Below are 13409 nucleotides of genomic sequence, written 5' to 3' on the forward strand. Positions count from 1 at the left end.
GTTGATAAATCATATTAAAATATGTAAAATATAAATACACACAGTTAATTATTGTGTAATCAATATAAGTATGATATAAGTGTACTTAAGGGGTAAAGGTTACTACAAGGTTAACTGCGGTGCTTTTACAGATAACGCTAAAAAGGAAAGAGTATTTGAGTGGGGATATGTTTACAAGGAGATAAAGTGAGGAATTATACAGAACATGAGCTGTTGAGATTGGCGAAATGTTTTCACGATACGGACAAAACATATCTTTTGGTGGATCCTTTACAGGGCAAGCATTTGCCGGTAAAACCATCTGATGCTATGGACATGCTTCGCTCATTGGGACAATTGGTGAGCGAGAAATATCCGGAGACAAGGCTTGTGATTGGCTTTGCAGAAACTGCGACTGCTGTGGGGATGGCAGTTGCGGAAGAAATGCCGGATGATTGTATCTATATTCACACAACCAGAGATAATATTTTGCAGGAATCGGAATGGATTGAATTCCAAGAGGAAAAGAGTCACGTTACCGATCAGAGACTGCTTGCTTCACATCTGGAGAAATGGTTTGCGAATACGGATACTATCGTATTTGTTGATGATGAGATCTCAACTGATGAAACAATAATCAACTACATAGAACAGTTAAAAAAGAAATATCCTGAAATCGGTAAGAAGAAACTGGTCGTAGCATCGATCATTGACAGGGCAACAAAAGAAGAAAACGAAAAGATGAAAGCTGACGGCATTGAGAGTATTTCACTTATCAGGCCGAATGAGACCGATTTTTCCAAAGATGTTGAAAAGTACGACATATGCGAAGCGGATGAAATAAATGAGAAGATAGGCGTGGGAAGATATGAGAGTCTTAGTTCACGTGTAAATCTTATGAATCCGAGACTTGGGGTTAACACAAGGGAATATGTGGAAAACTGCAAGATGTTTGCGTATGATTATGTGATCCAGGAGAAACTTGCTGAAGAATGTGATTGCAGCAGTATCTTGATACTTGGTACGGAAGAGTGCATGTATCCTGCAATAGTTCTTGGTGAAATAATCGAGAGAAATACAAAGGCCAATGTCTATACCTATTCCACAACCCGCAGTCCCATAGGAATCTGTAGGGCGGATGGATATCCGATAAAAAGCGGTTATAGGATAAAGAGTTTTTATGCCAATGATAGGAAAAGCTACATCTATAATCTTAAGAAATACGACATGGTAATTGTTGTTACTGACAGCGAACGAGATTCTTTCTGCGAAAGACACAGTCTTATAGAAGCTCTTTTCAAAGAAAGAAATGAAAAGGTTGTGCTGTATCGGGGATAAGCTTTTGACTTAAAACAAATGAATACGAAGAATATATAAGGGGCTGTCATCTGACAGCCCCTGTTCTATTTGATGGAAATTCAATCAATTGCATATACTAAAGGAGAGTTCTGAGAACCTGCGTGGCTTGTAGCCCATGCCTTTGCATCAGCTGCGCTTCTTGCTTTGTAGCCGTAGTTGGATGAAGGTCTCCAGTTGCATCCTCCGATGCTGAGTCTTGATACGTCGGAAGAAAGAACAGAACCCTGGTCTGTGAAGTTTCCTCTACCCATATCATTTACAACACCGCCTGAATCTCTTCCTTTATCAAAGAAGTTATTCTCTGAGAAGATATTACAATTGGTATAAGGTGTATATCCAATATTAAAGTTGTAGACAAAGTTATTATAGCAATGGAAATAACCGTATCTCATAAGTCCGGGTGCTCTTGTTTGAGTACCGTTGAAGTAACTGTTGCATATAGTCATGCAAGGATATCCGTCATATGTAGGTGAGCCGTTCTCTTCGGGATAACCAAGGATAAGTCCGTATTTATGTCCGCCGAAGTAGCAGCCTGTAACCGACACGAAGTTTGCCTTAAGTCCTACATAGAGGAACTTGTCTTTGTCATTTCCATGAATATTGCCGTCTTTTCCCATGTCATGGCCTGTCCATGAGCAGTGGTCGAGCCAGAAATTATTTCCGTCGGTAATGTACATCTGAATATCATCGTTATCGTTGATGTTTACCGAATGTGAGAAAGTAATGTTCTTATATATATTGTTTCCTGAAGCGGATATATTTCTAAAGTGTATATTGTTCAGCGTATGAGCGCCGTAAGATCCGATAAATGTCTTGTTTGCTCCGACCGAAACTTTTGTAAGTGAGTTTGCAGATATGTCGCCGGTTATTACGATTGTGCACGGATTAGAGCCTTGAGCATAACGCTGTAAGTCTGAGAGGTTGTTTACCTTTGCAACCTGTCCGAGAACACCACCTGTTACGGATGCTTTTTCTCTTTTGCTCATATCAAGACTGTATCCCGCAAAGCCCTCTGCACCGTATGAATTAAGTCTGAAGCACTGCGCTGCAGATCCGTTAAAAGAGCTGAGTCCGTAATTATTTCCTGACAGAGTAAGCGCAAGTGAGTTGTTGGCCTTACTTACGATCTTGTAATTAAGAGGAATTCCGTTTGCGTCAGCTTTTACGGATGCTATGGTCCAGCACTGAGCGTTATCATTAGAAGAAACAGGTGCTGTAGACACTGCGTTATTTGCCTGAGTAAGGCATGTTCCGTCTGCTACATTTATGATCCTGAATGAATCGTTACTTATATAATCAATGATCCATCTTGTGTTTGCAGAAGATGAATTACTTGTTGTTACCGAGCCGCCGTTTCCTGTTACGTACTTTCCGTCAGAGCAGTTCTGGAACTGCATCTGCTGCTGAGGATAGGAAGAATCAAGCTTGTAATCCGGTTGCCTGTTCTGATTTCCCGAAGAGTTGTTGGAATTGTTGTCTGCGGGCTGCGGATTTGCAGGCTGTGGATCAGCGGGTTTGTTATTGTTGTTGCTGTTATTGTTATTCCACCATTGATTCCAGGTATTGTTTCCGGAATTGCTGTTGTTGCTTCTTTTTGTTTTTGAAGAATTGCCACCTGAAGGCATATCAGTCTTTTCAAAGTACCAGATCTGATTGCTCTGCTTTAAGTTTCTGTACTGCTGTACATTTGCTCCTGATGAAGTGCTCTTTCTGTTTACATCAAGAACGGATGCAAAGTTTGAAGCTTCTGTTGCAATATAGTAGCCCTTTTTGGAATCCGCCTCTACGAGCTTAAAGTTCTGAGCTGAAGCACCGTTGTTGGAATAGATCTGAACGTTGGTTGCATCCTTTGATGAACCGTATGCAACATCAAGAGACATGCCGCCTGATGTGTCTGTTGCTGGATGTAAGCGATATGTTCCCGAGTTGTTCTCCTCCAGGATCCACTTCTGTCCGCTTGAGCCTGTTCCTTTGGACTGCACTACATTAGCGGCATTTGTTGCGGAATCGTTCTCAACTGTCAGATATAATCCGCTATTTTTGTTCTTAAGATAGTAAACACTGCCTGATTCGGGCGTTATAGCTTCTGCATGCGCCGAAATTGGCGGTATTATATACAATGAACAAGCGAACATTGCTACACCTGTTAAGAGTAAGCCGATGCGCTTTGATAATTTGACCATACTTTTTCTTCCTCCGTTTACTGCAAATTGGCGGTATGCGCCTTTATACAGATATTTATAGCAGTAGAGATGTTAAAAAGCAAGTAACAAATGTAGCCATATGATGCAAATAATCTGACATCTTCAATATTTATACCAGAAGTATAATGACAGTTTTTTGAAATGGTGCTATCATACATTCATAAGCTACAAACGGGGCTTGCAAAAAGGCTCTGAGAAAGGGAAAAGAATTAAAGTGACAACATACAATAGCATGTTCTGCAAAAAAAATATGAAATCCTTTAAAAAATCATCATTCGTTAAACGATTCGAGTGGGGATTTTCTTTTGTGCGTTCATATAAGACAAAGCAGATGCTGGAAGATGTTGGTTTAGCAGAGATTCAATAAAGAATCAAAGCATATAGATAAACATAAAAGCAAACCGCTTGCCTTGTATGAAGGCAAGCGGTTTTTCTATTACTTGGAAATTCCTCCGTATTCCAAGGTAAATATGTTTATCTATTGCACGAGTGCGAAACCGGTAATCGCACCTGACGTAAAGTCAGCGGCAGAAATGCATGTGGGTTCGAATCCCTCCTCGTGTACTGTTCAATGATTTTGTTGAACAATATAGTTTTTGGAAAATGATCCGTAGTGAAAGGAGACTATAGTAAAATCTTTTGTTTTAAGGATAGTCAAAGACGAGATAGCTAAATAGACAAGACGGATATGTGATTATCCTGCGACAGAGGTTATACGACCGAAATTATGACCGGCGTTCGGTCCGGTAGAGGTTGAGCCATAGGAACCACATATAATTCTTACAGGTAGACAGTTCTTTAGTTGGCTGCACCGATATCGGATTCGGAACGTATTTATATAAAACCAATCAATCAGACTATACGTGTAAATGGGACAGGGTGAAGAGAAGAGGCGTTTAATGAACTTGATTGCTGGTTTGGTATAACGGAAATGAATTCGGGTTTAAGCTTTTTGATGCACATAATTATATTGAGACAGGTGGAGTTGTAACGGAAGGGGCGCAAAACAGCAGCCCATTGTAGAGAGAAAGTGCTGATTCTAAATAGATTTTTGTTGAGGAAAGCTTAGAGATCATCTAAAAACAGAATTGTAAAGAAAATACATTGAACAGAGAAACCTATGACATACAAGGGGCTAGGAGGACATAAAAATATGTACTCAGAGAAACTGTAAAACATAATCCATTGACATAATAATACTCATTTTAAATACATAAAGGCATCGCGTCAAGGAGAAACCATCTCTTTGGCGGATGCCGGAATAGGAGGACGAGATGATAACAATGCCTTCCATAGATATGGCGGCTACAGGTAGAAATATTGTAAGGATGAGAAAGGCAGCTGGATTGACTGTTAAAGAATTGCAGCACATTTTTGGTTTTGCAACTCCACAGGCAATCTACAAATGGCAGCATGGAACAACAATGCCTACCATTGACAACCTTATTGCTCTTGCAATGATCTTTCAAGTATCTATGGAAGACATCATTGTTTTAGATACAGGTGCAAGAGCACGTATCTGTGCTTGAAAAAGCATGATCGTCTCAGACATAAATGCAGGGGATGTTCCGCATATTTTGCGTAGATTCGCAGGAAACGGTGACATCCCCTGTTTTCTTTTATTTAGAAAGGTAGCCATATTTAATGATCTTCGGAAAATCTTTTTTCTTTTATATTGTTTTTGGCCTTATATGGGCTGCAATCGGGATTTTCTTGTTTCCATATCTGATAGTCAGAGTAATCTGGAATCTTATTATCAAGAACCTGATCTGGACATTTGTTTCCATGTTTATGACAAATAGAGAATTGAGCGGTGAATAAAATAAAAGGAGACGGCCATTGATACGACCGTCTCCTTCTGGTTATGCAGAGACATGTTGATTTATGATTTGAAGAACTTCATTTCTTCATTGAGCTGTTCGGCGATATCTTTCAGGTTGTCGGCTGAGCATGCAAGAGTAGTAACTGTAGCGGAAAGTTCCTGCATGGATGCTCCCGTCTCCTGTGAAGAAGCGGCGTTTTCTTCAGAGATGGCTGAAAGAGCACTCATAGTATCGACTACGGCATTCTTGGATGAAGCGCAGGTATCGGCGCCGTTTGAGATATCCTGAACTCCGCCTACGGTACTTCCGATATCCTGAAGCATTCCGTTTACGGCATCGAGTGTTTCTCCGATTGCGATCTGCTGCTCGTTGTTTCCGTTCTTAACATCTTCGGCAGCAGAAACGGCTGCTTTACTCTGTTCAAGAAGTGTGCTCATTTCTTTCATGATATCATCAGCCATTGCCTTTGAATCGTCGGCAAGTTTTCCGATTTCTTCAGCAACAACCGCAAATCCTTTTCCTGCTTCTCCGGCTCTTGCAGCCTCGATTGAAGCATTGAGTGAAAGGAGGTTTGTCTGTGTTGCAATCGATGTGATTCCTTCAACTTTATCACTGATATTATCAACGGCTTCCTGCGTTGCCTGTATGGTCTTTGCGATATCATCTATCTTAGAAGTCATCTCAACAGATGAAGTCTGAAGTGATGTAAGAGACTTGCTTGATACTTCGGATGCCTCTTTCATCTTGCCGGCAAGGTCTGAAAGACTACCGGTAGATGTCTGTACATCAGTTACCGCGTCACCGATACGGCTTACATTTTCGGAAGCACTTTGAATCTCATCGGCCTGCTGAGTTGCGCCTGATGCAATTTCCTGAACCGCATTGGAAACATCTTCCGCGGTCTGAGAGATCTGATTTGCCATATCAGACAACTCCTCAGATGAAATTCCTACGCTTGATGCAGATTCTTTTATATGGCTTACTATATCGTCAAGAGTTCCGATAACGGAGTTGGTAGCTTTGGAAATAGTTCCGAATTCGTCGCTTCTTTTATCAAATTTTTCAACCTTTACAAATCTTCCGTCAGCGAGAGCTCCAAGTGACTCATTAACTGCAGCGATGGGATCGGTAAAGCTCTTTGCCATCATAAGTGAAATAACTATTGCGACAACAAGGAGGATTATTCCGATTATTATAACTGTAAGAGCGGAACGGATTGCGGGTCCCATTATCTCTGAGTTTGTCTCGGAAACGGCAACTACAAATCCTGTTGTAGGCTCTTTTATCCATGCCGTGTAAGTGAGCTTGCCATCAATCACACTGTCAAAGGTGTTACTTGAAAGTGAAGAAGTCATGTATTCTTCATCTGTGTGTACGATTGGCTCGTCCTCAGGAGTTATCTCAAACTGTGAATGTGCAGCTACTGTTCCTGCTTTATCAAGGATATATCCGTTCTTTACGTTGTCTGCAAGGAAACCATGCAATACATTAAGATCGAAGCTTCGCTGCAGAGAACCAATCATTTCACCCGATTCGGTATCGATAACGGGAACAATTATTATAACAATTCTGTTTCCGGCCGCTTTACTTACGACAATCTCAGAAACAGCGATGGCTTTGTTGGCCCAACATTCCTGGAAATATGCTCTGTCAGCTATGTTTGTGAACTCTTTGCGGTCGGTTCTAAGAAGCTGATCACCGGTGGAAATAGAAAGGATACAGTTGGTATTACCATCATTGATGTTTGTATTGATGGCATCCATCTGAGCCATGATAAGTTCAGCTTTTTTGTCAGCACCGCTCATATTAAAAGTTTTCAAATAATCTATAGTACTTTGCGCTGAAGCACAGGTCTGAAGTGCTATTACATTCTGCTGAACAATTGTTGAAAACTTACCTTCAACCACTTTTGCATCAGAAGTAAGAAGGTTTAAGGCATCATTCTTTGCCTTGGTTGTGGAAGTCTGGTAGCTTACGATTACGGCAATTGTAAGAGGAACTGCTGCAACTGCCAGTAAGATTGCGACCAGTTTTGTCTTGATGCTGTCTTTGAAACTGATGTTACTGCTTGCATTTTTGCTACTAACATTAGATTTCGCCGCCATAGATACCTCCTTGAAGAAATCAAGAAACCTTTTTTATTTGATGGAAAATTATCATTAAATCAATAAAAAAAAGAAATAATCTCAATAAAGGGGTCAATTTCAATTTTACAATGAAAATTGTCAAAATAATGCATATTTATAGACTTTTTATCAATTTTTAAGAAACTTGTTGACGGTTATGGGAATTAGTATTTATATTAAGTAAATTGACTTTATAAGGAGCGACAATATGATCATAAAAAATGAGATACCTTTACTTGAATATGATGACAGCTCATTGGAGGTAATTACACCGAATCATGGTAATGAGGACTTGAAGCTTCCGGAGAAGTGCTTGTTTGCTTTCCTTGGGGATGTTGTACATAATTATGCAAAAGAGCATGATGCGGAAATTGCAAATGAATACATCACCGTCTCACATAACGTGAACGTTTATATATTGCATGAGGAAGAAGAGGATATTTGCCTTGTCCAGCCGACAATTGGCGCTCCCGCCGCAACGGGACTGATGGATTTTCTTGTTAATTGCGGGTGTAAAAAAGTAATCGCGGTCGGTTCATGCGGAGTTTTGGCGGATATACCCGAGAATGCGTTTCTTGTTCCGACAAGAGCACTTCGCGGCGAAGGCACATCTTATCAGTATTTGCCTGCTTCAAGATATATAGAGCTTGATGAAGAGCCGATATCTGTTATCGAGAACTGCTTCAAATCCCACAACCTTCCTTTTGTGACCTGCACAACCTGGTCAACCGACGGCTTTTTCAGGGAGACAAAAGATATGGTGAAGTACCGCTTGGAAGAAGGCTGTTCTGTAGTCGAGATGGAGTGCTCGGCGCTCGCCGCCTGCTGCAGAAAGCGTGGAGCAAAGTTCGGACAGTTCCTGTTTACCGCAGATTCACTTGCAAATGTGCATGAATACGATCTTCGCGATTTCGGGATGGATTCGCACGAGAAAGCTCTTTTGCTGGGACTGGACATATTAAGAAGTTATAAGTGAGGAAAAGAAATGAATATACAGATATTTGGAACAAAAAAGTGTAACGACACCAAGAAAGCCGAGCGATTCTTCAAGGAACGCGGTATAAAAATACAGTTCATAGACATGAAAGAAAAGGGCATGAGTAAGGGAGAACTCACATCTGTCGCAAGCGCCAACGGCGGAATTATGGGAATGATCAATCCCGATGCAAAAGATAAAGACGCCGTCGCGCTCATGCAGTACATAGCTGACGAGGATAAGCTCGAGAAGCTGCTTGAGAACCAACACATAATCAAGACTCCTGTAGTTAGAAATGGTAAGCAGTCTACACTCGGATATCAGCCTGATGTGTGGAAAAAATGGGAGTGAATAAAGTGTGGGGCAGCTATTTGCAATGAATAGCTGCCTATTTTTATAAATAAAAGTGCGTCAATAGAGTTCCAATTTAATTTTGACGCAGATGAAATTATAGCATAAAGTTGAAGCGCGTCAAAATTAAAACGGAACTCTATTGACGCGAAAACTCATTAGATTTTATGATAAAATTCTCAAAGAGTCTTTTGACAGACTTACGATAAGAGGTTAATTAAGATGAGAGAAATAACGACACGTGGAGATATTTGTTTAAAAGATGAATACAATATTACTTATAAGGTCGCTGAAATTCTTTATACCGAACGCGAAGATGAAAGCTTTATATATAAGATAAAGCCTAACTATAGTGTTATTAGTCTTTTGTCTGTAAAAGATTTTCAGGGGATACCCGGAATAGATCTGAGTCTTAAAAAGAAGACGTATATAAGAGAAAATATAGTGCCTGTCTTTATCAGTGAAAGGGCTCCGGGGAAGAATCGCGAGGATCTTTGGAAGCTGCTAAAAGATTGCGATATGCAATATTTGAATCAGTTAGAGTGGCTTATAAGAACAAAAACTCAGTATTCCGGCGATAAGCTTTTTGTTCAAAGACCGGAGGATAAAACAATAGAAGCAGATTCGGTAAACGCTCTCGGAAACCGAAGTGCGGTTATATGCAGAAAAATGTTAGATGCTATATGTTATGGAAATACTGTGATAACACCGGAATTTAAAGTGGATGATAAAAACAGAAAACAGTACTTTGAGTTATTGATGGCAATATATAGTACAGAACGAAGATTCCATGATTCCCGCAGAAATGCAGGAATTGCCGCTTCGGCTAAGAAAGGCAATTATAAGGGCAGAGGAAGAATAAGGATAGACAAACTAGCCGCGCAAGATATATTCTTGGATTATTCGGCTAAAAAAATAAAAAGCGCAGAGGCATCCAAAATGCTTGGAATAAGTAAATCGACTTTTTTAAGAAGATACAAAGAGTATGCGAATGCTAAGTAATAGGAAAGAAGGAGAGTACCAAAATGAGACCAACACACACAGAAAAAGAAAATGCAATGAGGGAAAAGATAATCCCTGAATTATATGCAAACGAATACAATAAATTTATAGGTTTTGAAATATTGGAATTAAGCTCAACATACAGTAAAGCCAGAATTAAAGCTGATTCAAGATTGCATAACACATACGGAAGCATCCATGGCGGAGCACTTCTTTCATTTGTCGATGCAATGGCAGGGGCAACAGGAAGCATGAGCGGGCATTATGTTACGACCGTTTCAGCGAATCTGAACTTCTTACTTCCTGCAGTAAACACTGAGTATATCTACTGCGAGTGCATGAAGCTTAAGACAGGTAAGCACATCCTTGTATTCGACATCAGAGTTACCGACGATAACGGAAATCTTCTGGATAGTGGAGAATTTTCATTCTTTGCAAGCAAAGTTCCGGTACTCGGTGACAATCTTAAATTCTGATAAGGACTAACTGATTATGGAATTGATCGTAAAACATTTCAATGAGCTTAGCACACGCGAGCTCTATGAAATATTGAAAACTAGATTCGAGATATTCGTAACCGAGCAGGAGTGCATATACCAAGACCTTGACGATAAAGATCAGGACGCGATTCATGTCTTTTGCATAAATGACAGTGGTCGTGTGGCCGGATGCCTTAGGGTATTCTGGAATGACAAGGCAGCAGGCGTTGCACAGATTGGAAGAGTTGTGACGCTTGAACACGGCAAAGGAATAGGTCGAGAGATTCTTCATAAGGGCGTAGAGATAGCGACAGAACAGCTTGGCGCAAAAAAAATATATCTTGAAGCTCAGGAGTATGCCATTGGCTACTATGCTAAAGAAGGCTTTGAAGTCGTATCAGATGTCTTTATGGAGGACGGGATTCCTCATGTGAAGATGGAACGAGCCACAAAATAACTTTATAATGAAGCATGTGTGTCCCCTATCAAAAAGATAAATTTTGGTAGGAGAAATTTTTATATTGACTATGACGCAACGTAATGGTTTAAGATTTAATTACACGTGAAGGAGGTAACGGCAATGCGAACAGTAAATGAAGTGAGTAAGCTGACAGGGGTGAGTATACGCACGCTGCAGTATTACGACAAAATAGGGCTTCTTGGGCCAACGAAGTATACGGAAGCCGGATACAGGCTGTATGACGATACGGCACTGGAAAAACTACATCAGATTTTGCTGTTTAAAGAGCTGGAATTTCCGCTAAAAGATATCAAAGAAATTGTAAACCGATCGGATTTTGATAAGACAAAGGCACTTGATCAGCAGATTGAGCTTCTTATGTTAAAGAAGGAACATATCGAAAACCTGATCAATATGTGCCGCGGATTAAAAGCGAGAGGAGTAAAGAATATGAATTGGACAGCATTTGATTCGAGTAAGCTCGATGAATATTCAAGAAAAGCCAAGGAGCAGTGGGGCGGGACACCTGCATATAAAGAATACGAAGAAAAAAGTAAGAATCGTAGCAAGGAAGATGAAAGAAAACTCATGGACGGACTCATGAAGATCTTTGAAGAGTTTGGCGAAATCAAGGATAGAGAGCCTTCTTCCGGCGAGGCACAGGCGCAGGTTAAGAAACTTCAGAGTTTCATTACCGAGAATATGTATACCTGCACTGATGAGATCCTATTCGGATTGGGAAAAATGTATGCCGGAGGTGGTGAGTTTACTCAGAACATCGATAAATTTGGCGGCGCCGGAACTGCAGAATTTGCGTACAAGGCCATAAAGAAATATTGCGGCAAGTAAAAAATGACGACTTTTATCTTTATCTCAACATATTTTATACATTTAGACATCAACATACTGTATAATTTTTCTATTAAGGAAGCTGACAATTGAAGAGAGAGGGAGGTCGCATGAAGACGCTGATAGTTTACTACTCAATGGAAGGAAACACGCAGTATGTTGCAGACAAGGTAAAAGAAAAGGTAGATGCCGATACACTTCGCCTTGTGCCCAAGAAAGCCTATAACGACAAGGGTTTTGCAAAGTTCTTCTGGGGCGGAAAGAGTGCGCTCATGGCGGAAAAGCCTGAGCTTGAAGATTACAGTGTTGATTTTTCAAAGTATGACCGCATCATTTTTGGTTTCCCTGTGTGGGCAGGAACTATCACACCGCCGATTCGTACTTTCGTCGAGGATAACAGAAAAAACCTCGCGGGAAAAAGGTTCTGCGCATATGCCTGCATGGCCGGATCGGGTGGAGAAAAAGCTATCAATAAACTTGCGAAGTTTCTCGAGATACCCGGCTTTGAAGCTACTTCAATTTTTATAGATCCCAAAGCAGCGCCAAACGCTGAGAAAGACGCGCAGATTAATGGTTTTTGCGTTGCGCTCAATCAATAAAAATTAATTTATAATCTTTTAATTTCATTTTTGTTTTATTTGGTGACCCGAACATATATAATTGCAATTACATACTTCCCAGTCGCGTTTCGGTATGCAGTGTTCGAGCTTATGGACTGTACCGGGCGTAGGCAGGATAGGCCAACCTGATCATTATTTAACGTTGAAGTGATAGGGTAAGGCTGAGGTATAACGCAAAAGGAAAGAGTCAGGGAAAAATGCATTTCATATGCTGCAGGAGAGATCAGCATAAGAAGTGCATTTTTTCTATACTTTTTTTATTTTTAGGGAAAATATTTTTACATTCTTTTTATCCCGAGTTTGTTTCATTTGTCGGTGCTCATGATTATAATTGCAATTACATAATTTGTAGAAAGTGAGGAAATGCAATTGAGATGTTTGTGAAAAGAAATCTATCTGTGATAACAGCGTTTCTCGTGATTGCCGCAATGTTTGTAACGGGTGAGGTAAAAAGCAATGCTGCAGGCGCGGGAGCAAGTAGTGATACTACCGTGTATGTTACCAAGACAGGCGATTGTTATCATAGCTCAGGTTGTAACAGTCTTCGTAAGAGCTGCATTTCGATAACACTTCAGGAGGCGATAGACGATGGCTATAAACCATGCAGAAACTGCTACCCCGTAGCACTTGATACGGTTCCGCTTACAAGTGAAGTTGAAGAAGAAATTGAAGCACTAAAGACCTACGAAGGAAACACCAAAGAGTTCAACGCATACACTTACTACATGAACAATATTGATCTCCAGATTGAGATCGGCCCCGACGGTGATGCCCTTCTGGAGCACTTTATCGAACAGGGTAAGGAAGAGGAAAGAATCGCAAAAGAAGAAAAGAGAAGATAGGGTTCGTGAAAAATGCACCTCGGATGCTGCAGGAGAGACAGCGTTCGGGGTGCATTTCATGTGCGGGTAAAAGAGAAGAAGATTTCATTTCCCGTAGTTGTCCTGAAGAATAGGATGATTAACTTTTCGTTTTTTGACACCTCTTGAATACATCCTGTAGCCGCAGTTAGGGCAGTAATGAGCTACTGGTTTTGTCTCGATGGTGATAGTTTTAGTCTGACCTTGAATCTGGGTTTCTGTGATACAGAGGTCGGCATCTTCAAGGTCTAATAAATCTGTGATACTATTCATGTATCCTTCTTTAGTGTATTTTCCACAAAAAGTATCATACGAGAAGGA

14 protein-coding genes and 1 tRNA gene are annotated in these 13409 nt (G+C 40.5%); 12 read left to right on the forward strand and 3 right to left on the reverse strand.

The genetic code is table 11. The features are described 5' to 3' along the window. Positions 1-186 precede the first annotated feature (186 nt). Positions 187-1317: a phosphoribosyltransferase domain-containing protein gene (locus tag BM398_RS06155; RefSeq protein WP_175531862.1), complete on the forward strand. Its 1131-nt coding sequence runs from the start codon at positions 187-189 to the stop codon at positions 1315-1317. 80 nt (positions 1318-1397) lie between these two features. Here the strand turns inward: BM398_RS06155 and BM398_RS06160 are convergent, their stop codons facing one another. Next, on the reverse strand, positions 1398-3521 hold the full coding sequence (locus BM398_RS06160) for a pectate lyase family protein (protein WP_092336893.1): 2124 nt from the start codon (positions 3519-3521) through the stop codon (positions 1398-1400). Between the two features lie 504 nt (positions 3522-4025). Between BM398_RS06160 and BM398_RS06165 the strand changes: the two genes are divergently transcribed. From BM398_RS06165 to BM398_RS17105, 3 genes are all read left to right on the forward strand, one after another. Beyond that, positions 4026-4106, forward strand: a tRNA-Leu gene (locus BM398_RS06165). Positions 4107-4816: 710 nt separating this feature from the next. Beyond that, the gene (locus BM398_RS06170) at positions 4817-5071 is read left to right on the forward strand and encodes a helix-turn-helix domain-containing protein (RefSeq protein ID WP_026656033.1); all 255 of its coding nucleotides are present in this window, start codon (positions 4817-4819) and stop codon (positions 5069-5071) included. Positions 5072-5186: 115 nt separating this feature from the next. Continuing rightward, positions 5187-5363 carry a hypothetical protein gene (locus tag BM398_RS17105; protein ID WP_175531863.1) on the forward strand — a complete coding sequence of 59 codons (177 nt, stop codon included), beginning with the start codon at positions 5187-5189 and terminating at the stop codon, positions 5361-5363. 61 nt (positions 5364-5424) lie between these two features. Here the strand turns inward: BM398_RS17105 and BM398_RS06175 are convergent, their stop codons facing one another. Beyond that, a complete protein-coding gene (locus tag BM398_RS06175) occupies positions 5425-7470 on the reverse strand; it encodes a methyl-accepting chemotaxis protein (RefSeq protein WP_092336894.1) in 2046 nt (681 codons plus the stop codon). 229 nt (positions 7471-7699) lie between these two features. Between BM398_RS06175 and BM398_RS06180 the strand changes: the two genes are divergently transcribed. The 8 genes from BM398_RS06180 (at position 7700) to BM398_RS06215 (ending at position 13070) form a co-directional block, all read left to right on the forward strand. Beyond that, positions 7700-8467 carry a nucleoside phosphorylase gene (locus BM398_RS06180; RefSeq protein WP_092336895.1) on the forward strand — a complete coding sequence of 256 codons (768 nt, stop codon included), beginning with the start codon at positions 7700-7702 and terminating at the stop codon, positions 8465-8467. Positions 8468-8476: 9 nt separating this feature from the next. Then, on the forward strand, positions 8477-8818 hold the full coding sequence (locus BM398_RS06185) for an arsenate reductase family protein (RefSeq protein ID WP_027208430.1): 342 nt from the start codon (positions 8477-8479) through the stop codon (positions 8816-8818). Between the two features lie 222 nt (positions 8819-9040). Next, a complete protein-coding gene (locus BM398_RS06190; RefSeq protein WP_092336896.1) occupies positions 9041-9820 on the forward strand; it encodes a recombinase family protein in 780 nt (259 codons plus the stop codon). A gap of 23 nt (positions 9821-9843) precedes the next feature. Beyond that, positions 9844-10296: a PaaI family thioesterase gene (locus tag BM398_RS06195; RefSeq protein WP_026656027.1), complete on the forward strand. Its 453-nt coding sequence runs from the start codon at positions 9844-9846 to the stop codon at positions 10294-10296. A 16-nt stretch (positions 10297-10312) separates the two neighbouring features. Further along, positions 10313-10756, forward strand: a complete 444-nt coding sequence (locus tag BM398_RS06200; RefSeq protein WP_092336897.1) for a GNAT family N-acetyltransferase — start codon at positions 10313-10315, stop codon at positions 10754-10756. A gap of 123 nt (positions 10757-10879) precedes the next feature. Further along, positions 10880-11608, forward strand: coding sequence for a MerR family transcriptional regulator (locus BM398_RS06205; RefSeq protein WP_092336898.1), 729 nt, complete (start codon positions 10880-10882; stop codon positions 11606-11608). A gap of 110 nt (positions 11609-11718) precedes the next feature. Next, positions 11719-12207, forward strand: a complete 489-nt coding sequence (locus tag BM398_RS06210; protein ID WP_092336899.1) for a flavodoxin family protein — start codon at positions 11719-11721, stop codon at positions 12205-12207. Between the two features lie 401 nt (positions 12208-12608). Further along, a complete protein-coding gene (locus BM398_RS06215) occupies positions 12609-13070 on the forward strand; it encodes a hypothetical protein (protein ID WP_139233789.1) in 462 nt (153 codons plus the stop codon). A gap of 84 nt (positions 13071-13154) precedes the next feature. Here the strand turns inward: BM398_RS06215 and BM398_RS06220 are convergent, their stop codons facing one another. Beyond that, positions 13155-13361 carry a hypothetical protein gene (locus BM398_RS06220; RefSeq protein WP_092336900.1) on the reverse strand — a complete coding sequence of 69 codons (207 nt, stop codon included), beginning with the start codon at positions 13359-13361 and terminating at the stop codon, positions 13155-13157. Positions 13362-13409: the final 48 nt, after the last annotated feature.

The sequence above is a fragment of the Butyrivibrio sp. M55 genome, from assembly GCF_900116865.1.
Classification (GTDB): domain Bacteria; phylum Bacillota; class Clostridia; order Lachnospirales; family Lachnospiraceae; genus Butyrivibrio.